This is a genomic window from Streptomyces griseicoloratus (genome assembly GCF_014534645.1).
In the GTDB taxonomy this organism is placed as follows: domain Bacteria; phylum Actinomycetota; class Actinomycetes; order Streptomycetales; family Streptomycetaceae; genus Streptomyces; species Streptomyces griseicoloratus.
Genome location: NZ_JACVQF010000198.1, coordinates 61,776 through 81,761, shown reverse-complemented (window position 1 = coordinate 81,761; position 19,986 = coordinate 61,776). Strand labels below are relative to the sequence as shown.

At 72.9% G+C, this 19,986-nt stretch carries 18 protein-coding genes and 1 pseudogene; 9 read left to right on the top strand and 10 right to left on the bottom strand.

The genetic code is table 11. From position 1 onward, the window contains the following. The 3 genes from H0H10_RS19060 to H0H10_RS19050 all read left to right on the top strand — a co-directional run. Positions 1-871: phosphoglucose isomerase-related protein (locus tag H0H10_RS19060; RefSeq protein WP_507227371.1), on the top strand; the 871-nt coding region annotated here is incomplete at its 5' end. 1 nt (position 872) lies between these two features. Next, complete coding sequence (gene gnd, locus H0H10_RS19055; protein ID WP_188182208.1) at positions 873-1,754, top strand: phosphogluconate dehydrogenase (NAD(+)-dependent, decarboxylating); 882 nt, start codon at positions 873-875, stop codon at positions 1,752-1,754. 91 nt (positions 1,755-1,845) lie between these two features. Beyond that, the gene (locus tag H0H10_RS19050; protein WP_188182207.1) at positions 1,846-3,309 is read left to right on the top strand and encodes a membrane-associated oxidoreductase; all 1,464 of its coding nucleotides are present in this window, start codon (positions 1,846-1,848) and stop codon (positions 3,307-3,309) included. On the opposite strand, the gene H0H10_RS19045 is transcribed toward H0H10_RS19050, so the two are convergent. Together H0H10_RS19045 and H0H10_RS19040 are read right to left on the bottom strand one after the other, a co-directional pair. Then, positions 3,296-5,092 carry a sugar phosphate isomerase/epimerase and 4-hydroxyphenylpyruvate domain-containing protein gene (locus H0H10_RS19045; RefSeq protein ID WP_188182206.1) on the bottom strand — a complete coding sequence of 599 codons (1,797 nt, stop codon included), beginning with the start codon at positions 5,090-5,092 and terminating at the stop codon, positions 3,296-3,298. The genes H0H10_RS19050 and H0H10_RS19045 overlap by 14 nt on opposite strands. A gap of 57 nt (positions 5,093-5,149) precedes the next feature. Further along, positions 5,150-6,025, bottom strand: coding sequence for a shikimate dehydrogenase (locus H0H10_RS19040; RefSeq protein WP_188182205.1), 876 nt, complete (start codon positions 6,023-6,025; stop codon positions 5,150-5,152). Positions 6,026-6,200: 175 nt separating this feature from the next. Here H0H10_RS19040 and H0H10_RS19035 point away from each other — a divergent pair, with 175 nt between their 5' ends. Together H0H10_RS19035 and H0H10_RS19030 are read left to right on the top strand one after the other, a co-directional pair. Next, positions 6,201-6,866 (top strand): TetR/AcrR family transcriptional regulator, encoded by a 666-nt coding sequence (locus H0H10_RS19035; RefSeq protein ID WP_188182204.1) that lies wholly within the window; start codon positions 6,201-6,203, stop codon positions 6,864-6,866. A 163-nt stretch (positions 6,867-7,029) separates the two neighbouring features. Next, positions 7,030-8,382 (top strand): MFS transporter, encoded by a 1,353-nt coding sequence (locus H0H10_RS19030; protein WP_188182203.1) that lies wholly within the window; start codon positions 7,030-7,032, stop codon positions 8,380-8,382. 49 nt (positions 8,383-8,431) lie between these two features. On the opposite strand, the gene ribA is transcribed toward H0H10_RS19030, so the two are convergent. Further along, on the bottom strand, positions 8,432-9,091 hold the full coding sequence (gene ribA, locus H0H10_RS19025; RefSeq protein WP_188182202.1) for a GTP cyclohydrolase II: 660 nt from the start codon (positions 9,089-9,091) through the stop codon (positions 8,432-8,434). Between the two features lie 92 nt (positions 9,092-9,183). Here ribA and H0H10_RS19020 point away from each other — a divergent pair, with 92 nt between their 5' ends. Further along, on the top strand, positions 9,184-9,960 hold the full coding sequence (locus H0H10_RS19020) for a creatininase family protein (RefSeq protein WP_188182201.1): 777 nt from the start codon (positions 9,184-9,186) through the stop codon (positions 9,958-9,960). 164 nt (positions 9,961-10,124) lie between these two features. Here H0H10_RS19020 and H0H10_RS40755 read toward each other — a convergent pair. The 5 genes and pseudogenes from H0H10_RS40755 to H0H10_RS19000 form a co-directional block, all read right to left on the bottom strand. Next, positions 10,125-10,874, bottom strand: a pseudogene (locus tag H0H10_RS40755) (lysylphosphatidylglycerol synthase transmembrane domain-containing protein); the annotation flags it as partial. Between the two features lie 110 nt (positions 10,875-10,984). Continuing rightward, positions 10,985-11,974: an SAM-dependent methyltransferase gene (locus H0H10_RS19015; RefSeq protein ID WP_223180101.1), complete on the bottom strand. Its 990-nt coding sequence runs from the start codon at positions 11,972-11,974 to the stop codon at positions 10,985-10,987. Continuing rightward, positions 11,971-13,173 (bottom strand): glycosyltransferase family 4 protein, encoded by a 1,203-nt coding sequence (locus H0H10_RS19010; RefSeq protein WP_309141838.1) that lies wholly within the window; start codon positions 13,171-13,173, stop codon positions 11,971-11,973. The genes H0H10_RS19015 and H0H10_RS19010 overlap by 4 nt, the downstream gene beginning before the upstream one ends. Further along, complete coding sequence (locus H0H10_RS19005) at positions 13,170-13,568, bottom strand: 6-pyruvoyl trahydropterin synthase family protein (protein ID WP_188182200.1); 399 nt, start codon at positions 13,566-13,568, stop codon at positions 13,170-13,172. The genes H0H10_RS19010 and H0H10_RS19005 overlap by 4 nt, the downstream gene beginning before the upstream one ends. A gap of 107 nt (positions 13,569-13,675) precedes the next feature. Next, positions 13,676-14,662, bottom strand: coding sequence for a zinc-dependent alcohol dehydrogenase (locus tag H0H10_RS19000; RefSeq protein WP_188182199.1), 987 nt, complete (start codon positions 14,660-14,662; stop codon positions 13,676-13,678). A gap of 110 nt (positions 14,663-14,772) precedes the next feature. Between H0H10_RS19000 and H0H10_RS18995 the strand changes: the two genes are divergently transcribed. Then, positions 14,773-15,534 carry a CDP-alcohol phosphatidyltransferase family protein gene (locus H0H10_RS18995; protein ID WP_188182198.1) on the top strand — a complete coding sequence of 254 codons (762 nt, stop codon included), beginning with the start codon at positions 14,773-14,775 and terminating at the stop codon, positions 15,532-15,534. A 102-nt stretch (positions 15,535-15,636) separates the two neighbouring features. On the opposite strand, the gene H0H10_RS18990 is transcribed toward H0H10_RS18995, so the two are convergent. Both H0H10_RS18990 and H0H10_RS18985 read right to left on the bottom strand, forming a co-directional pair. Further along, complete coding sequence (locus H0H10_RS18990; protein ID WP_188182197.1) at positions 15,637-16,383, bottom strand: SAM-dependent methyltransferase; 747 nt, start codon at positions 16,381-16,383, stop codon at positions 15,637-15,639. Between the two features lie 493 nt (positions 16,384-16,876). Continuing rightward, positions 16,877-19,138, bottom strand: coding sequence for a penicillin acylase family protein (locus H0H10_RS18985; protein WP_188182196.1), 2,262 nt, complete (start codon positions 19,136-19,138; stop codon positions 16,877-16,879). A gap of 202 nt (positions 19,139-19,340) precedes the next feature. Between H0H10_RS18985 and H0H10_RS18980 the strand changes: the two genes are divergently transcribed. Continuing rightward, a complete protein-coding gene (locus H0H10_RS18980; protein WP_188182195.1) occupies positions 19,341-19,640 on the top strand; it encodes a hypothetical protein in 300 nt (99 codons plus the stop codon). Between the two features lie 42 nt (positions 19,641-19,682). Further along, on the top strand, positions 19,683-19,976 hold the full coding sequence (locus H0H10_RS18975; RefSeq protein WP_188182194.1) for a hypothetical protein: 294 nt from the start codon (positions 19,683-19,685) through the stop codon (positions 19,974-19,976). Positions 19,977-19,986: the final 10 nt, after the last annotated feature.

Sequence of the window (19,986 nt, the reverse complement as noted above, 5' to 3'; positions counted from 1 at the left end):
CAACATGTTCGAGTTCTGGGACTGGGTCGGCGGCCGGTACTCGTACGACTCGGCGATCGGCCTGTCCCTGATGATCGCCATCGGCCCGGACCGCTTCCGGGAGATGCTCGACGGCTTCCGCATCGTCGACGAGCACTTCCGCAACGCCCCGGCCGAGGCCAACGCCCCGCTGCTGCTCGGTCTGCTGGGGGTCTGGTACGGCAACTTCTTCGGCGCCCAGTCGCACGCGGTGCTGCCGTACAGCCACTACCTGTCGAAGTTCACGGCGTACCTCCAGCAGCTCGACATGGAGTCCAACGGCAAGTCGGTGGACCGCGACGGCCACCCGGTGGAGTGGCAGACCGGGCCGGTGGTGTGGGGCACGCCCGGCACCAACGGGCAGCACGCCTACTACCAGCTCATCCACCAGGGCACCAAGCTGATCCCGGCCGACCTGATCGGTTTCGCCCGGCCCGTCGCCGAGCTGAGCGACGAGCTGAAGGCGCAGCACGACCTGCTGATGGCCAACCTGTTCGCCCAGGGGCAGGCGCTGGCCTTCGGCAAGACCGCCGCGGAGGTCCGGGCGGAGGGCGTGCCCGAGGAGCAGGTCGCGCACCGCACCTTCCAGGGCAACCGCCCCACCACGACGATCCTGGCCACCGAGCTGACGCCGTCGGTGCTGGGCCAGCTCATCGCGCTGTACGAGCACAAGGTCTTCGTCCAGGGCGCTATCTGGAACATCGACTCCTTCGACCAGTGGGGCGTCGAGCTCGGCAAGGTCCTGGCCAAGCGCGTCGAGCCCGCCCTGACCGAGGGTGCCCGGGTGCCCGGCCTCGACCCTTCCACGGCCGCGCTGGTGGCCGCCTACCGCGAACTGAAGGAAGTGCACTGACATGCAGATCGGTCTTGTTGGTCTCGGCAAGATGGGCGGCAACATGCGCGAGCGCCTGCGCAACGCCGGCCACGAGGTCGTCGGGTACGACACCAACCCCGAGCTCTCCGACGTCAAGAATCTGGTCGAGCTCGCCGACCAGCTCGCCGCGCCCCGCGCGGTCTGGGTCATGGTCCCGGCCGGCGGCCCCACCCAGCGCGTCATCGACCAGCTCGCGAGCGTGCTCAAGCCGGGCGACATCGTCATCGACGGCGGCAACTCCCGCTGGACGGACGACGAGAAGCACGCCGAGGAGCTCGGCAAGCGCGGCATCGGCTTCGTCGACGCCGGTGTCTCCGGCGGCGTGTGGGGCCTGGAGCACGGCTACGCGCTGATGGTCGGCGGCGCGGAGGAGCACGTCGAGCGCCTGAAGCCGGTCTTCGACGCGCTCAAGCCGGAGGGCCCCTACGGCTACGTCCACGCGGGCAAGGTCGGCGCAGGGCACTTCTCGAAGATGGTCCACAACGGCATCGAGTACGCCATGATGCAGGCCTACGCCGAGGGCTGGGAGCTGCTGGAGAAGGTCGACTCCGTGGACAACGTCCGCGAGGTCTTCCGCTCCTGGCAGCAGGGCACCGTCATCCGCTCCTGGCTGCTCGACCTCGCCGTCAACGCCCTCGACGAGGACCAGCACCTGGACAAGCTGCGCGGCTACGCCGAGGACTCCGGCGAGGGCCGCTGGACCGTCGAGGCGGCCATCGACAACGCCGTCCCGCTGCCCGCGATCACCGCGTCGCTGTTCGCCCGGTTCGCCTCCCGGCAGGACGACTCGCCGCAGATGAAGATGATCGCCGCGCTGCGCAACCAGTTCGGCGGCCACGCGGTGGAGGCCGCCAAGAAGTAACGCCTGTTGCCCGCCGTCCACGCCCTCGCCCAACAGTCCTGTCGAGCGGGGGCGTTGACGTGACCGCTCGGTTCGGGTCAGAGTCCCCGCGATGGAGCTCAACGATCTGACACCGGCCGAGGCGCGCGTCCGGCGGGCGTTCGCCACCGGCGAGGCGGTGGACTTCCGTGCCGCGCGGGGCGAGGACGCAACCGGCGGCGGCACCTGGGGACCGGAGCGGACCGTACGGGCCGGCGTGCTGCGGGCGCTGCTCCTGGCGGGCCCCCAGCAGGACGGTGAGACGGCCGCGCTCAACCTGTCGGGCGCGCGCATCACCGGCCCCCTGGAGCTGCAGTACGCGACGGTCGACCATCCCGTGCGGCTGCGGCACTGCCACTTCGACGAGGTGCCGAGGCTGTACGCGGCGCGGCTGCGCGAGGTGAACCTGAGCGAATCCGTCCTGCCCGGGCTGGTCGCGCACGCGGTCCGGGTGGACGGCGTACTGCGGCTGACCCGCACCCGGTTCGGCGGGATGGTCCGGCTCGGCGGGGCGGAAGTGACCGGCAGCCTGTACCTGGAGGGCGCCGAGATCGACGCGCCGGACGCCGAAGGGCCGGTGCTCCAGCTGAACCAGGCCGTCCTCGGCGCCGACCTGTGGGCCCCGGGGCTGCGCACGCGCGGCCAGGTCCGGATCAGCGGCGCCTCCGTCGCCGGACGGCTCACCCTCAGGGACGCCGACCTGGACGCGGGCGACGGCACCGCGCTGGACGCGCAGGGCCTGTCCGTCGGCTCGGGCGTCACCGCCACGTGTCTGCGCGCCAGGGGCCGGCTCGACTTCCAGGGCGCCCGTGTCCCGGGAACCCTCGATCTGGCGCACGCGCACCTGTCCTGCCCCGGCGGCACGGCGCTGCGCGCCAGCAGCTGCGTCATCGGGGAGCTGTGGCTGTTCCGCCCCGGCAGCGTCGAGGGCGCGCTCAGGCTGCGCCGCTCCCAGATAGACATGCTCACCCTGGCCCCCGAGATGGTGCCGGACGAGGTGTACCTCGGCGACCTGACCTACACCGCCCTGCTGCCCCACGTGCCCGCGCAGCAGCGGCTGCCCATGCTGGAGCGGGACGGCGACGGCTATCTGCCCTACGCCTACGAGCAGTTGACGGCCGCGTACCGCAGGAGCGGCGACGATGACGCGGCCCGCCTGGTCCAGCTCGCCAAGCAGCGCCGGCACCGCCGCACCCTGCCCTGGTACGCCCGCGCCTGGGGACACCTCCAGGACGCCACGGTCGGCTACGGCTTCCGTCCGCTGCGCGCCTGCGGCTGGCTGCTGTCGCTGCTCGCCGTCGGCTCGGTCGTGTACGGCCTGCGCCATCCGCCACCGCTCAAGCCGGCCGAGTCCCCGGACTTCAACCCGGTGTTCTACACGCTCGATCTCCTGCTGCCGGTGATCTCCTTCGGCCAGGAGAACGCCTTCGCCCCGGAGGGCTGGTACCAGACCCTGTCGTACTTCCTGATCCTCATGGGCTGGATCCTGGCCACCACGGTGGTCGCCGGTGTCACCCGCACCGTCAGCCGCCAGTGAACCCGCGCACCGCGTGCTGCGCGGCCAGGCGCACGGGGGCGTTGGCCGCCCCGTAGCCGCGGTAGCCGCCGTCGCGCTGGAGGAGTTCGAGGAAGACCCGGCCGACCGTGCGGGTGTAGCAGTGGCGGAAGGTGCCGTGGTCGTCGCGGTCGTAGAGGATGCCCAGGTCGCGGTAGGTCTCCAGCTCGCCGTCGGCGAACTCGTAGCGGGCCGCGAGGTCGTCGTAGTAGTTCGCGGGGATCGGCAGCAGCCGGCCGCCGGCGGCGCGGAAGCGGCGGGCGGCGGCGACCACGTCGTCGGTGGCCAGCGCGATGTGCTGGGCGTGCGCGGTGTCGTCGGTCGGGGCCGCGCCGACGGTGAGGACGATCCGGACGCTCCCGTCGTCGTTGGTGACCGCGCGGCTGCGCAGCAGTCCGTAGGGGTCGGCGACGTCCACGCTCTCCTGCGGGCGCAGGCCGAGGACGCTGCGGTGGAAGAGCGCCGCCTCGTCGAACTGGTGCCAGGGCTGGGTGAGGGAGAGGTGGTCCACGCGCCATCCGTCGTCGGCGTCGGAGGCGCTCGCGGTGTCCTCGAAGTCCGCCCGCCAGTCGGGCAGTCCGGGGCGCCGGGTGGCGCAGAAGAACAGCTCGGTGCCGTCCGGGGCGGCGACCGCCTCCAGCGGGGCGTCCCCGGGGCCGCGGCGGCGTGGCAGCACCGGGGCGAGCAGGGCTTCGGCGCGGCGGGCGGCGCCCTCGGGGTCGGGCGACTCCAGGCCGACGGCGGCGAGCCGGGTGCCGTCGCGGCGTTCGGCGGGGCCGGTGTTGACCAGGATGCGCGCCTCGCCGCGCTGCCAGAGGTCGACGGGTTTGCCGCGGTGGCGTGCGGTGCGGGCGAAGCCCAGGGCGGCGAGCAGGGCGGCGACGGGTTCGGCGTCGGGCGTGACCAGTTCGGCGAAGGCGAACCCGCTCGGGACGACGGGTGCCGGCGGCGCGGTCAGGCCCACCGTCTCCTGGAGCACGCGCAGGGAGCGCTGGGCGTCCACGGCGGTGGGGCCGGCCTCGGACTGGCGGAAGACGTCGTTGAAGACCTCCAGGGAGAGCGGACCGTCGTAGCCGGTGCGCAGCACGTGCCGCAGCAGCCCGGCGACGTCGAAGCCGCCCTGGCCGGGGAAGCAGCGGTAGTGACGGCTCCACTGCAGGACGTCCATCGCGAGCAGGGGGGCGTCGGCGAGCTGCAGGAAGAAGATCTTCTCGCCCGGGATGTCCTCGATGCCCTTGGGGTCGCTTCCGCGGGAGAGGATGTGGAAGCTGTCCAGGCAGGTGCCGAGCGCGGGGTGGCCGGCGGCCTCGACGATGCGCCAGGCGTGGTCGTAGGTGCTGACGTGGCGGCCCCAGGCCAGTGCCTCGTAGGCGACGCGGATGCCGGACTCCTGCGCCAGGTCCGCGAGCGCGCCGAGCTGCTCGGCGGCGAGCGCGTCGTCGTCCACGGCGTGCGGGGAGACGCTGGAGCACACCAGGACGGTGCCGGCGCCGAGCCTGCGCATCAGCTCGAACTTGTGCCGGGCGCGGCGCAGGGCGCGGGCGAACTCCTGCGGCGGCAGTGCCTCGACGTCCCGCATCGGCTGGTAGAGGTCGATGGTCAGACCGAGGTCGGCGCAGCGGGCGCGGATCTCCTCGGGGGTCAGGGGGCTGGCCAGCAGGTCGTTCTCGAAGATCTCCACGCCGTCGAAGCCGGCCCGGGAGGCGGCCGTGAGCTTCTCGGTGAGGGATCCGCTGAGGGAGACGGTGGCGATGGACGTGCGCACGTCGGTACCTCTCTGTGTTCCGGACTTGGTTGCGGTCCTGCGGTGTCCGGATCTCTCCTACTTGCGGGCCGGGACGGCGCCCGCGAGGCCGGCGATGTCCGCGAGCATCCGTGCGCTGTCGGGTTCCCGCCCGGTGAACAGGCGGAACGCGTCGGCGGCCTGGAAGACGGCCATGCCGCCGCCGTCGAGCACGGCGCAGCCCAGGGCGCGGGCGGTGCGCAGCAGCTCCGTCTCCAGCGGGCGGTAGACCACCTCGGCGACCCACAGACCGGGGTGGAGCAGGCCGGCGGGCAGGGGCAGTCCGGGGTGGGCGGCCATGCCGGTGGGGGTCGCGTGCACGAGGCCGTCGGCCCTCGCCAGCAGCTCCGGCAGCCGGTCCGGTGCCGCGGCCTGGGCCCGGCCCGCGCCGAAGTGCCGGCCGAGGGAGGCGGCGAGGCCGGCGGCGCGCTCGGGCAGCGCGTCGACGACGGTGACCCGCCCGGCGCCCAGGGTGAGCATGGCGTGCGCCACGGCCGCGCCCGCACCGCCGGCGCCGAGCTGGACGACCCGCTCCACGGACACGTCGGGCAGCCCCCGGGCGAAGGAGGCGGCGAAGCCGGTGACGTCGGTGTTGTGGCCGGTCGCCCGGCCGCCGTCGAAGACGACGGTGTTGACCGCGCCCAGCGCCTCGGCCTGCGGGGAGAGCGCGTCGAGGTGGTCGATGACGAGCCGCTTGCACGGGTGCGTGATGTTCAGCCCGTCGAAGCCCAGGTCGCGGGCGGCGCGCAGCAGGTCGCCGACGGCCTCCGGCGGGACGCCGAGGTTGTCGATGTCGATCAGCCGGTACAGGTAGCGCAGGCCCTGGCGGTCGGCCTCCCTCTCGTGCAGTGCCGGGCTGAGCGAGGGGCCGATGCCGGAACCGATCAGTCCGACGAGATACGAGTCCTTGGCCACCTGGACCTCCTGAGCGGCTCGGGCTGCCGCCCGAGAGCAAGTTAATGTACGAACCAGTACGTTAGTCATAGCAGCCAGGTGAGGGACAGGGGAAGACCTGCCCGCTCCCGGCCCGGCCGGCGGACCGGGCTTCTACAATCACCGCACTGCCCCCCGCCCCGGCCGAAGGAACCCGATGACCAGCGTCGACGAACCGGCACGACCGAACGGGCGCATCCGCGACGCCGCCCGCACCCAGGCCGAGATCCTCGACGTGGCCACGAAGGAGTTCGCCCGGGCGGGGTACGACGGGGCGCGCGTCGACGAGATCGCCGCCCGCACCCGCACCACCAAGCGGATGATCTACTACTACTTCGGCGGCAAGGAGCAGCTGTTCACGGCCGTCCTGGAGCGCGCCTACGGCGTGATCCGCGAGGCGGAGCAGCGACTGGACGTCGAGCACCTGGACCCGGTCGCCGCCATCCGGCGCCTCGCGGAGCTGACCTTCGACCACCACGAGCAGCACCCGGACTTCATCCGCCTGGTCAGCATCGAGAACATCCACGGGGCCGAGCACATAGCGGCCTCGGAACGGCTGGGGAAGATCGGCTCGCCGGCGCTGGACGTGATCCGCCGGATCCTGGCGGCGGGCCAGGAGTCGGGGCTGTTCACGGCCGACGTGGACGCCGTCGACCTGCACGCGATGATCAGCTCCTTCTGCTTCTTCCGGGTCGCCAACCGGCACACCTTCGGGGCCCTGTTCGGCCGCGACCTGGTCGCTCCCGAGCAGCGCGAGCACTACCGCACCATGCTGGGCGACATGGTGATCGCCTACCTCACCGCGGAGCGCGCCGGGGACTGAGCCCGGCGGCTTGCGTACGTCACCACCCCTTGACACCCGGGACACCTCGGCGCAACATCCCTACCCAACCGCGACTAACTATCCAGTGGGTTAATTAGCCGATCGGCACTTCTCCCCTCCGCTCACTCCGCCTACGGTGGAGTCCCCCCGAAGGAGCAACGCCGTGTCCGTCCCCGCCCCCCGCGACGCCGCCCCGCCCGGCCAGCCGAAGAAGGCCGCGACCGCCGCCTGGATCGGCAGCGCCCTGGAGTACTACGACTTCTTCATCTACGGCAGCGCCGCCGCCCTGATCTTCCCGGAGATCTTCTTCGACGAGTCCGACCCGGCCACCGCGACCCTGCTGTCGCTGGCCACGTTCGGCGTCGCGTACGCCGCCCGCCCGGTCGGGGCGTTCTTCCTCGGGCACATCGGCGACCGCCTCGGCCGCAAGAAGATCATGGTGTTCACGCTGATCCTGATGGGCGTGTCGACGTTCCTCATCGGCTGTCTGCCCACCCGCGACCAGGTCGGCACCCTCGCCCCGGTCCTGCTGGTGCTGTGCCGCGTCCTTCAGGGCATATCGGCGGCCGGCGAGCAGGCCAGCGCCAACTCCATGACGCTGGAGCACGCGCCGCCGCACCGGCGCGGCTTCTTCACCAGCTTCACCCTCAGCGGCACCCAGGGCGGACAGCTGCTCGCCACCCTGGTGTTCCTGCCGGTCGCCGCGCTCCCCGAGGAGCACCTGCTGTCCTGGGGCTGGCGCGTGCCGTTCTGGCTGAGCGTCGTGGTCGCCGTCGTCGGCTACGTCATCCGCCGCAAGCTGGACGAGACGCCGGCCTTCGCCCGGCAGGCCGCCACGGAGGGCGTCGTGAAGATGCCGCTGGCGGTGCTGGCGCACGACCACTGGGCGGACGTGCTGCGGGTGATCGCCGGCGCGCTCATCGCCTCGGTCAGCACCATCTTCACGGTGTGGGCGCTGGCGTACGCCACCAGCGACTCGGTCGGCATGTCCCGTACCGCCATGCTGTGGGTGGGCGCCCTGGCCAACGTCGTCGCGCTCGCCGCGATCCCGCTGTGGGCCACGCTGTCGGACCGCCTGGGCCGCCGCCCGGTGTACCTGATCGGCGCGGCCGGCAGCGCGGTGGCGATGTTCCTGTACCTGTGGGCGATCTCCACGGGCTCCTACCCGCTGACGTTCCTGCTGGGCATCCTCGCCTTCGGTGTCGTCTACAGCGCCGCGAACGGCGTGTGGCCGGCCTTCTACGGCGAGATGTTCTCCACCCGGGTCCGGCTGTCCGGCGTGGCGATCGGCACGCAGATCGGCTTCGCGGTGGCGGGGTTCGCGGTCACCTTCGCGGCGCAGATCGCCGGTCCGGACGGTGACGACTGGTTCGCGGTGGCCCTGTTCACGGCCGCTCTGTGCGTCCCGCCGGTGATCGCCGCGCTCTCGGCCCGCGAGACCCACCGGGTGCCGACCGAGGAGCTGGGCGAGCGGGGCCGCCGGGAGGCGGCGCAGCCGGAGACGGTGACGGTCTGACCCCGGTGGGCCCGGCCGGCCGGGCCCACCGACGGCGGGCCCCCGGCCGTCAGGACAGGTGCGCCACCGCGTCCAGGTGGGGCAGGTGGTGGTCCAGGCGCTCCCGCTTGGTGCGCAGGTAGGTGATGTTGGACTCGCACGGCGGGATCAGCAGCGGCACCTGCTCGGCGACCCGGATGCCGTGCCGCACCAACGCCTCCCGCTTGCGGGGGTTGTTGGACATCAGGCGGACCGACCCCACGCCCAGGTCGTCGAGGATGCGGGCGGCCACGCCGTAGTCCCGGGCGTCGACCGGCAGGCCGAGGGCGAGGTTCGCCTCCACCGTGTCCAGTCCCTCCGCCTGCAACGCCATCGCCCGCAGCTTGGCCAGCAGGCCGATGCCGCGGCCCTCGTGCCCGCGCAGGTACACGACGACACCGCCGCCCTCGGCGACGACGGCACGCAGCGCGGAGGCTAGCTGGTCGCCGCACTCGCAGTGCCGCGAGCCGAACGCGTCCCCCGTCAGGCACTCCGAGTGCAGCCGGGTCAGCACGTCCTCGGTGCCGATCTCGCCGTGGACCAGGGCGACCTGCTCGTCGCCGCGCTCGTGGTCGAAGTATCCGATCGCCTGGAAATTCCCGTACGCGGTCGGCAGCGGGACATTCACGACGCGTTCCACGTCCGTGCGCTGCGGTGCCTTCTTGCCGAGTACGCCGATTTTTTCTGTCATGATTCCCGAGTTCCTATGCCGAGTTCTGTGCCGAGTTCCTGTGGCGAGTTCTTGTGGCGAGTTCTTGTGACGAGACGAAAGGCCGTGTGGACATGGGTGGTTCGACGACGAGGGGCGCCGGGGACGTGGGGCACGGCCTGGTGCCGGCGGACACCACGGAGGACGTGCGCAGGCGGGGGGCCGGTGTCGCGCGGCAGGTCGCGGTCCTTCCCGTCGGGAGCTACGAGCAGCACGGCCCGTACCTGCCGCTGGCGACCGACACGCTCGTCGCCTGCGCCGTGGCCCGGGAGATCGCCGCGGTCCATCCCGTGCACCTCCTCCCTCCGGTGACCATCGCCTGCTCGCACGAGCACGCGGCCTGGCCGGGGACCGTCAGCATCTCCTCGGTGACCCTTCACGCGGTGGTACGGGACGTGGCGGACTCGCTGCGCCGGTCGGGCGTGGACGCCCTGGTGCTGGTCAACGGGCACGGCGGGAACTACGTCCTGGGCAACGTCGTCCAGGAGGCCTCCGCGCGCGGCGAGCGGATGGCGCTGTTCCCGGCCGCCGAGGACTGGGAGACGGCACGGGAGCGGGCGGGGGTGGCCACCTCGCTGCTCACCGACATGCACGCGGGGGAGATCGAGACCTCCGTCCTTCTGCACACGCACCCGGAATGGGTCCGGCCCGGTCACGAGACGGCCGATTTCATCGCGGACGACCGGCGTCATCTGCTCTCCCTCGGTATGTCCGCCTATACCGATTCCGGTGTCGTCGGGCGTCCTTCGCTGGGTTCGGCGGAAAAGGGCAAGGCCCTTCTGGCGAGCCTCGTGGATTCCTTCGGCGCGTATTTCTCCCTGCTGACCGGCACGGGCGGCGAGCGCGGGTAGTGTCCGCCGGGCGCGTGGTGCGGCTCGGGGCCCGGTGCCACGGTGCCAAAGCCGCCGGGCGGGCGCGCGGACCGGCGGGCGACGAGGACGAGCACGCCCGGCAGGCTCGCCGCGAAGCTGAGCACCCCGTAGGCCACGGCCACGGACAGTCCGGTGCCGGCACCCAGTCCGGCCGCGCCGAACGCCCAGGCGGTGACGCCCTCCCGGGGGCCCCAGCCGCCGGCGTTCAGCGGCAGCGCCATGGCGAGCAGCGCCAGAACGGCGATCGGCACCAGCACGGGCACGGACGCTGAGCTTCCGGCGGCCCGGGCGGCGAGCACGAACATCGCCAGGTGCCCGGCGAGGACGACGACGGAGGACCCCACGATCCCCGGCCAGTTGTGCCGGGACAGCAGAGCCTCCCGCGCCTCGCCGAGCACCGCCCGCAGGGCCCGGCAGCGGCGCGACGGCGCCCGGTTCATCCGCAGGGCGAGGACGACCGCGAGCACGCCCGGGACGGCGACCGCGAGCAGCGGGGCGAGGTGGCGGGCTCCGACCGGCACCGGGGACGGCATGGTCAGCAGCACCACCAGGCCGGCAGCGGCCAGCACCACCTGCCCGGCGGCCCGTTCGAGAACGACCGCCCGCACGCCTCGGCCGAGGTCGCCCGCGCTCCGCCCGTGGCGGACCGCGCGGTGCACGTCGCCGAGGACGCCGCCGGGCAGGGCCGCGTTCAGGAACAGCGCACGGTAGTAGTCGGCGACGGCCGGTCCGAGCGGCAGCCGGATGCGCAGGCCCCGGGCCACCAGCGCCCAGCGCCAGGCGCTGCACACCGTGGTGACGAGCCCGATGCCGAGCGCCGCGAGCAGGTCCGCGGCGTCGATCCGGCGCAGCCCGTCCAGGAAGACGCCGGTGCCCAGCCGCCACAGCAGCACGGCGAGGACGGCGGCACCGGCCAGGGTGCCGAGGCGGGCACGCAGCGCGCGGGGTGCGGTGGTCCCGCGTACGGCGGTCGGCGCGGCGCCCGCCCGGACCGTGGGTGCGCTCACGAGGCTGCGCCCGTCGGCCGGCACAGCGCCAGCAGGTCGCTGTGCCGGACCACGACGCGCAACTCCCCGGCGGCGCAGGCCGCGAGGCGCTCCGTCAGATACCGGTCGGCACGCTCACGCAGCGCGGGCCGCTGTTCGACCGCCGCGCCGACCCAGCCGCGCAGCCACTGAGCGGTGAGCGCGGCCTCGCCGGGCCCCAGCCGCCAGGGGCTCGGATGCGTCCGGACCGTCGCGCCGTGCCCGGCGAACGCCTCGGCCACCACCGCGACGGCGTCGGGCCCCAGCAGGCCGGAACGCCGCTGGTGGTCGTTGAACGCCTCGGTGATCTCGCCGTCCAGGGGATGGGAGGGGCCGAGTTCGACCCGCCCGGTCACGGAGAGGGTGAGCAGGGCCGGGCAGCCCGCCCCGGCGCAGGCGGCGGCGAGGGTGCCGGCCTCGTCGGCGGTGAGGACGTCGAGCAGCGCGGACGCCGTCACCAGCGAGGCGCCGGCGAGCGAGTCCGGGGTGAGGTGCGCGATGTCGCTGCGCCGTGTCTCGACCGTCACCCGGCTGCCGTCGGCGGCGGAGCGCGGGGAGGCGGCGGCCGCGAAGTGGAGCAGGTACGGGTCGCGGTCGTGCAGGACCCAGTGCTGGGGGCCGTCGAGCAGCGGGGCGAGCCACCGGCCCATGGAGCCGGTGCCGCACCCCAGGTCGTGGACGACCAGCCCGTCCGCCCGGCCGGGCGGCATGGAGACGCGGGCCCGCAGCGGACCGAGCGGATCGCGCGCCCGCGCGCGGGCGTCGGCGCCCTCCCGCAGCCGGAGCCACTCGGGCGCGTAACGCGGCACCCGCACGGCCGCCTCACCGGAGCCCCGCAGACGGACCGTGCCGCTCGCCCCGACACGACCCGCGGGACGGTCACCGGGCTGGTCACCCGGCCGGTCACCGGGGGCGTCGTCCGGGCGCGGACGGGTCACGTGTTCCGTGGGTGCCGTCGGCTTCCTCATGCCGCCCTCCGCGGTTCGTCCGGCAGCCGGCGCAGTACTCCGGCCAGGCTCTGCGCTGTCGTCGCCCAGCCGTGCAGGGCCGCGCGGCGGCCCCGTGCGGCGGCCTTCAGCCGGCGCCGCAGGTCCGCGTCGCCGAACCAGCGGCGCAGCCCGGCGGCGAGCGCCGCGGGGTCCCCCGGCGGGACGAGGATGCCGGGGACCGTGCCGTCGGGAGCGCGTCCCACGGCCTCCGGGACACCGCCGACGTCCGTGGCCAGCACGGGTACGCCGCGCGCGAGTGCCTCGGTCACGGCCATGCCGTACGTCTCCGCGTACGAGCCGAGGACCAGCAGGTCGGCGGCGGCGTAACCGGCGTCGAGCTCCGCGCCGGTCCGCGGCCCCGCCAGCTCCAGCCGGCCCGTGAGGCCGTGCCGTCCGATCAGCGCCCGCAGGCGCTCGACGTACCCGGGGTCATGGCCGAGCCCGCCGACGCACACGCAGCTCCACGGCAGGTCGCCCACCGCCGCCAGCGCCTCCACCAGCCGGTGGTGCCCCTTGCGGGGAGTGACCGCGGCGACGCACAGCAGCCGGGACACGCCGTCGGTGCCGGGCGCGAGGGGCGCGATGTCGGCGCCGGGGGCGGCCGCGTGGACCCGGCCGGGGTCGAGGCCGTGGTGGGAGACGAGGCGGCCGGCCGCCCAGTCGCTGGTGGCGACCACGGCCGGGACCGCCCGCAGCACCGCGCGCTCCCCGGCGTCCAGTCCGGCGGCCACCGCGGGATCGAGGCCGGTCTCGTCGGCGAGCGGAAGGTGGACGAGGACGGCCATGCGCAGCCGCTCGGCCTCGGGCACGACGATCTCCGGTACGCCGCAGGCGACCAGTCCGTCCAGGAGGACGACGGCGCCGTCCGGCAACCGGCGCAGCACGCGCGCGAGTTCCGTACGGGCGGCCCGCTCCGGCCGGGGCCAGGCGCCGGCCACGGCGACCTTGCGCACCCGCCAGCCGAAGCCCGGCAGGTCCAGGCTCACGCGCCGGTCGTAGGCGTTGCCGCCGCTGGGCGCGGCCGGGTCGTCGACGCCGCCCGGCATGACGAAGTGCACGGAGCGCAGGGACATGGGGACGACCTCACCGTTCCTCGGGGCGGACGGCTGCGCGGGCACGTGGGCGAGCCGGGCCCGCCCGGTGCGGGTACCCGTCGCGCCGGTGGTCGTCCCGGTCACAGCGCACGCTCGTAACTCGCCCAGGCGACGTGCGACTCGTGCAGGGTGACGGTGAGTCCCGCCAGGCCCTTGGCGCCCTCGCCGAGCGCGCCCTTGTGGACGCGCTCGGCGAGCCGGTCGGCGATGACCTTGGCCAGGAACTCCGTCGAGGTGTTGACCCCGGCGAAGTCGGGTTCGTTGTCGAGGTTGCGGTAGTTCAGCTCACTGACGACGGCGCCCAGTTCCCGGGTGGCCAGCCCGATGTCGACGACGATGTTGTCCTCGTCCAGCTGCTCGCGCCGGAACGTGGCGTCGACCAGGAAGGTCGCTCCGTGCAGGCGCTGCGCGGGCCCGAAGACCTCGCCGCGGAAGCTGTGGGCGATCATGATGTGATCGCGGACGGTGATGCTGAACAACGGACGACCCTCCAGGTCTGGCGCGTCTGATCCCCCGCCGATCGCCGCGCGGGGTGCCGTCTAGTACGGCCCGATGCCTTCCCTTGTTCAGCACCCGCCTCCCCTCGTCAGGCGGGGCCGTCGCCGTACCGGATCCGGTGGCACAGGGCCGGGAGTTCCCCCGAGGCGAGCCGCGGCATGACGTCCGGCAGCTGCGCGAACGGGGACTCGCCGGTGACGAGCGCGTCCAGCGCGGGGTCGGCGAGCAGGTCCAGGGCGAGGGCGAGCCGGTCGGCGTGGGTGCGGGTGGCCGAGCGGGCCGGGGAGACGGTGCCGACCTGACTGCTGCGCAGGGTCAGGCGCCGGGAGTGGAAGGCCTCGCCGAGCGGGAGGGCGACGTGCCGGTCGCCGTACCAGCTCAGTTCGACGACGGTCCCCTCCGGCCGCAGCAGTTCCAGGGACCGGGTGAGGCCCTGCTCGGTGGCGCTGGCGTGGACGACGAGGTCGCGGTCGCCGGCGGCGTCGGCGGGCGGGGCGAAGTCGACGCCGAGGGCTTCGGCGACGCGGGCCCGGCCCGGGTCGGCGTCGACCAACTGGACGCGGACGCCGGGGAAACGGGCCAGCAGGGCGGCCACCGAGCAGCCGACCATGCCGCCGCCGACCACGGCGATGCGGTCGCCGGCCAGGGGCGCCGCGTCCCACAGGGCGTTGACGGCCGTCTCCACGGTGCCGGCGAGCACGGCGCGTCCCGCGGGCACGGACTCCGGCACCGGGGTCACGGCGGCGGCCGGGACGACGTACCGGGTCTGGTGGGGGTAGAGGCAGAAGACGGTACGGCCGACGAGGGCGTCCGGTCCCTCCTCCACCACGCCGACGTTGAGGTAGCCGTACTTCACCGGTCCCGGGAAGTCGCCCTCCTGGAACGGTGCCCGCATGGCCGCGTACTGGTTCTCGGGCACCCGGCCCCCGAAGACCAGGGTCTCCGTGCCGCGGCTGACGCCGGTGAAGAGCGTGCGCACCAGTACCTCGTCCGCACCGGGCTCGGGCAGGGCGACCTCGCGGACGGCGGCTCGCCCGGGCGAGTCGATCCAGAACGCATGTGCGGCGCGCGTCATCGGGTTCCTCCTGAACGGTCGGGAAGCTGCTCACGTACCGAGGGATGCACAGGCCGCGCCCGAGGCAGCGGCGTCGATGGACTCTGTCACACACGGCCGGAGGATGTTCGGTGGCCCTGGACAACACTTACGACGCGAGGCCCGTACAGCAGGAGACCGCCCTGGGGGCGGGCGTGCAGGTCCTGCTGCTGACGCTGCTGGGCACGGCGATCGGCATGGGCACGGCGGGCTGGCTGACCGGGCTCGCGTTCGCGTTCGCCTCCTGGGCGGTGCTCTCCCGGGCCCTGCACCGCTCCCGGCTGCCGTCGTTCGGCCCGGCCAACCGGGTCACCCTGGGCCGGGCCACCCTGGTCGGCGGGGTCACGGCGCTGGTCGCGGACTCCTTCCGCGCCGCGCCGCCCGTCCCGCTCCTGATCGGCCTGACCGCCGTCGCCCTGGTCCTGGACGGCGTCGACGGCCGGGTCGCCCGGCGCACCGGCACCTGCTCGCCGCTGGGCGCGCGCTTCGACATGGAGGTGGACGCGTTCCTCATCCTGGTGCTCAGCGTGTACGTCGCGACGGACCAGGGCCCGTGGGTGCTGCTGATCGGCGGCATGCGGTACGCGTTCGTCGCGGCGGCCCGGGTGTGGCCGTGGCTGACCGCGCCGCTGCCGCCGAGCACGGCCCGCAAGACGGTGGCCGCGCTCCAGGGGGTGTTGCTGCTGTTGGCGGGCGCGGATCTGCTGCCGCACGCGGCCGGCACCGGGGTGGTGGCGCTGGCGCTCGCGCTGCTGGTGTGGTCGTTCGGCCGGGACGTGGCGTGGCTGTGGCGGACGTCGCGGGTACGGGCGGCGGTTCCGGCCGGCGAGGTGCGGGAACTGGTCGCCGGGTGACGGGAGCGGCCCCGCGGTCCTGTTGCACCGCCCTTGCCGTCGGTCCACCGCATGCACGCGGGGCCGGACGGCACACCGCCCGGCCCCGCGCCGAGGCAACGGTCAGCGGCTCATGAGGGCGAAGACTCCCCAGCCGAGATATTCACGCCCGTAGCGCGCGTAGCGGGCGGGTTCGGTGGTGAGTTCGGCCCTCACCTCGGCTGCCAGTTCGTCGTCGGGGTTCCGGTCGAGCCAGCGGCGGAGGTTGAGCCACTGCGCCGCGCGGTACCGGTCCCAGCTGTCCTGGTCGGCCAGCATCATCTCGACGACGTCGTACCCGAGGTCGCCGAACTGCTCGATCAGCTCCGGGAGGAGCTTGAAGTCGGTCTCGCTCGCGGCGTGGCAGGCCTCGACGGCTTCCTGGTCCGGCGGCGTCCGACGCCAGTACGGCTCGCCGATCAGTATCAGTCCTCCGGGGCGGAGGCTGCGGCGCAGCAACTCCGCTGTTCCGGCGACGCCGTCTGCGATCCAGGTGGCGCCGACGCACGCGACGAGGTCGACCGGGTCGTCGGCCACGTAGCCGGAGGCGTCGGCGTGGATGAAATCGACCTGGCCGTCGACACCGAGTTCGGTGGCGCGGGCCCGGGCCTGGGAGGTGAACACCGTGCTGACGTCCACCCCTGTCCCGCTGATGCCGTGGTCACGCGCCCAGGTGCACAGCATCTCGCCCGAACCGCTGGCGAGGTCGAGCGCTCGCGTGCCGGGGGCCAGGTGGAGTGCCTGTCCCAAGGCGGCGAGCTTGGCAGGGGTCAGGGGGTTGTGGATGCGGTGGCTGCTTTCGCGAATGGTGAAGATGCGTGGAAGGTCCACAGGTGGGATTCCTTGGATTCTGTGAGGTGGTGAGGCTGATGTCCCTCTCGGGCCGTTCAGGTTCGGCACGCAGGCGTACGCCGGCGACCACACGGGCCACGCTCGGCCGCACGACGCGGCCCGGCGTCATCCACCTTGAGAGGGGCCCCGCCGGACACCGCACGAGAATCACCCGGAGAAGAAGCCGCGAAGGCTCCTACGGGAAGAGGAAACAGGTGCAGGTCAGGAGGAGTTCCGGGAAGTGAGGATGATCCGGGCACTGCGCACCGCAGTGGTCTCCACGACAGTCATCAACTCACCTCCTTCGATCTCTGCAGCCGACCTTGTCGTCACTGTGCCGGCGACATTAACACATCTGTCCAGACGCTCTGCCGGCGCCGTCTGCCACGAGTCGATCGAACGGGCCCCGGCCCTGCTGAACGCCGTCGCCGACGGCTCACTGTCGTCGTACGACGTCTCCGGCTACGACGACCTGCCCTTCGCCGGACCGGCCTCAGCTGCCCGGACGGTATCTCCGCTCGATGTGGCCCTCCAGGTCATCCGCGTAGAAGTAGACCGGCCGCAGGTCGCCCCTGGCGTAGCGATCGGCCTGGTCGTCGAAGTGCGGGGAGTCGGGGTGGCCGCTGGCGCCGCCCGCCGTCACCGCCCAGGCGCGCAGTCGCGGCCCGAACTCCACCACCGCCACGAAGCTGTTGCCGCTCGTGCCGTAGTAGCGCTTCGTTCCCGGGTAGGCCCTCGCCCCGAACGAGGCGAGGGAGCCCCAGCGCGCCGAGGGGAACGGCACCGGGATGCTCGGCTTCGCGTCGCTGAACCGCTGGACGATCGCTCCGTCGTTGCGCTGGTAGCGGTTGATGTCGCCCCAGGGCACCTTCCAGCTGCCGAAGTCCCGTGCCAGTCGCCGTGTCGCGGTCTCGAGCGCGTCGAGTCGCTGCGCGTCACTGGCGCGGTCGGCCATGTAGTCCCACACGGACGTTCCCGCGTCCGCCGCCGCCTGGGACGTGAGCGCCCAGAGGTCCTCACCCCAGAACACGGCCACCGACGTCGCGGTCGAATCGGCGGCCCACCGGTGGTCCCAGTCACGCAGCACACCGACGGGGCCCGCCAGCGTCGCCTTCCGTCCGTCGCCCTCGGGCAGCCGGTCCCAGGCCGCGACGAGCCCGGGGACCAGTCGCGCGAAAGCCGTCAGGTACGGGTCGAACGCGGCCTCGATCAGCGTCTGCGGGGTGAAGTCGTCACGCGCGGACAGCACCCGCTCCGCCTGGGGGCCGCGCGGGTTCTCGCCGACCCTGTCGAAGTACCGGGGGTAGTCCGCCGCCTTGGGGCTGTCCGCGCCGGCGGCGGTCCACGGCCAGTTGTTCACGTTGAACACCCAGCCGTTCTCCGGGTTCACGACGTGCGGCATGCTGTCCAGGCTGTGCAGTCCGCGCCAGTCGGTCGCCGGGTCACTGCCGTCGACGGGCCTGCGGTAGTCGAAGCGGTCGTCTCGCACCGGCATGAACTGCGGCATCAGGAAGGCGATCTCGCCCTTCGAGTCCGCGAAGAGCGTGTTGTTCGAGCTGTTCGCCTTCAGGCCCGCCACCCGGAGGTAGTCCGCGTAGCTCCCCGTCGTGGTGCGCAGGAAGCTCTGCTTGAGCGCCTCGACGGGCTTGTTCATCAGCGCGCACGCGATCCACTTGCCGTCCGCCTCGCGCACGATGGGGCCGTGATGGGTGGCGAACGTGGTGAAGCTGCGTTCGCCCAGTCCGCCGTCCTCGGTACGGAAGGACAGGGTGATCGTCTTCGTGGTGACGGGGCGCAGTTCGTCACCGTAGCGGTAGTGGCGGGTTCCGTCGGCCCCCGTCACGATCGTCTCGGCGAACTCGTCGATGTTGTCGACGCCGGCCGTGGTGTGCATCCACCCGGTGTGCGCGTTGAAGCCCTGGTAGATGAAGAACTGGCCCCAGGTGGCGGCACCGTAGACGTTGAGCCCCTCCCCGCTCGTCACATGCTGTTCCGAGCGGAAGAAGAAGCTGGTGTGCGGGTTGATCAGGAGCAGCGCGTGGCCGTCACGCGTGTGGCTCGGCGCGATCGCGAAGCCGTTCGACCCCGTGGGTTCGCGCAGCACCAGCCCGCGCTCCTCGTCGGTCATCGGCACGTCCCGCCGGCCGTAGAAGGCTTCGAGCCGGGTGAGCAGCACCGACTCGATGTCGCCGCCGATGCTGCCCTCCGAGAAGCTCAGCGGCATCCACGGCTCGAACCGGTCGAGCACGCGCGGACGCACCTCGGGGTGTGTCGCGAGGTAGTAGTTGAGCCCGTCCGCCCAGGCCCGCATCAACGTGCGCAGCCACGCCGGAGACTTCGCGTAGTCCTTCTTCAGCGCCTCCGGGTCGAGGAACAGCCGCTGCCGCAGGTCCTGCCAGATGGCACTCTCGCCCTCGGCCTCGGCGAGGCGGCCCAGGGCGACGAGGTAGTTCTGTTCGATCCGGTTGAAGTCGTCCTCCGCCTGCGCGTACATCATTCCGAACACCGCGTCGGCATTGGTCTTGCCCACGATGTGGGGAATGCCCCAGTCGTCCCGGGTGATCGTCACGCGGGCGGCGTGTCTGCGCCAGCGGGCCTGTTCGGGCAGCGTCCGTTCCGGTGCCGCGAACGCGGCCGCGGACGGCACTCCCGCCGCGGTCGCGGCCAGTCCGGCTGCCGTGCCCAGCACACGCCGCCGGCTCACTCCCGTCCTGCGTAGGTGACCCACGAGCTGCTCCACCTTCCATCCGGACATCAACGGATCGTGCAGTTCACGCGCTCGGGAGGAGGGCGGTCCGCGCGCGGGGTCCCCTACGCCTTCGGCCATCTCCGGTGATCACTCACATGGCAGTGTGATCCGCCATACGGTCCGCTGACAAGACGTCGACCGACAGTGAACGGAGGGGTGGGTGGGTCCGATGCGGCGCATCGGACTCCCCGGTGGCAGGATCGGTGTTATGAACACCGAGACGGACTGGGTGTACCGGGTGTTCGAGCCGCACGGCTCCGAGGGCTGGCGCCCCTACGGCAGCGAGCCCGAGCGGTGGCAGGGCGCGATCACCGCCCCCGACTCGCCCGAGGGCGCCAAGTACGCCATCAGCCGCATCGTCGGCGATCTGATGACGGAGTGGGAGAGGAGCGGCCTCCATCACGCGATGCATGTGCGGGTCTTCCTCTGGCACGACGAGGCGGGCGACATGGAGGAGGCGGACTTCGTCGTGGAGGTCCGGCCCCGGACGGACATCGACGCGGCGTGATCGCCGGCGCGCGGGGCTCCTCACGGTGACAGGATTGGTGCCATGGGCACCGAGAGGGCGTGGGCGTACCGGGTCGAGGAGCCGCACGGCTCCGCCGGCTGGCGCCCCCTCGGCGGCCACTCCCCTCGCTGGCGGGGAAGGATCACCACCGACACGCCCAGGCAGGGCCCCGAGTACGTCGCCGCGCTCGTCCTCACCGACCTGGTGACCGAGTGGAGGGTGAACGGCATCGGCGAGCAGCACGTGCGCGTGATCGTGTGGGCGGACGAGGAAGGCACCGGCCCCGACGACGGCGTCTTCACGGTGGAGATCCAGCCCCACGTCGACTCGGAGTGACCGGTCGTGG

Bases quoted from the DNA above. Each gene is read 5' to 3' on its own strand.
- gnd (WP_188182208.1), top strand. From the start codon at position 873: ATGCAGATCGGTCTTGTTGGTCTCGGCAAGATGGGCGGCAACATGCGC.
- H0H10_RS19050 (WP_188182207.1), top strand. From the start codon at position 1,846: ATGGAGCTCAACGATCTGACACCGGCCGAGGCGCGCGTCCGGCGGGCG.
- H0H10_RS19035 (WP_188182204.1), top strand. From the start codon at position 6,201: ATGACCAGCGTCGACGAACCGGCACGACCGAACGGGCGCATCCGCGAC.
- ribA (WP_188182202.1), bottom strand. From the start codon at position 9,091: ATGACAGAAAAAATCGGCGTACTCGGCAAGAAGGCACCGCAGCGCACG.
- H0H10_RS19020 (WP_188182201.1), top strand. From the start codon at position 9,184: ATGGGTGGTTCGACGACGAGGGGCGCCGGGGACGTGGGGCACGGCCTG.
- H0H10_RS19015 (WP_223180101.1), bottom strand. From the start codon at position 11,974: ATGAGGAAGCCGACGGCACCCACGGAACACGTGACCCGTCCGCGCCCG.
- H0H10_RS19000 (WP_188182199.1), bottom strand. From the start codon at position 14,662: ATGACGCGCGCCGCACATGCGTTCTGGATCGACTCGCCCGGGCGAGCC.
- H0H10_RS18985 (WP_188182196.1), bottom strand. From the start codon at position 19,138: ATGTCCGGATGGAAGGTGGAGCAGCTCGTGGGTCACCTACGCAGGACG.
- H0H10_RS18980 (WP_188182195.1), top strand. From the start codon at position 19,341: ATGAACACCGAGACGGACTGGGTGTACCGGGTGTTCGAGCCGCACGGC.
- H0H10_RS18975 (WP_188182194.1), top strand. From the start codon at position 19,683: ATGGGCACCGAGAGGGCGTGGGCGTACCGGGTCGAGGAGCCGCACGGC.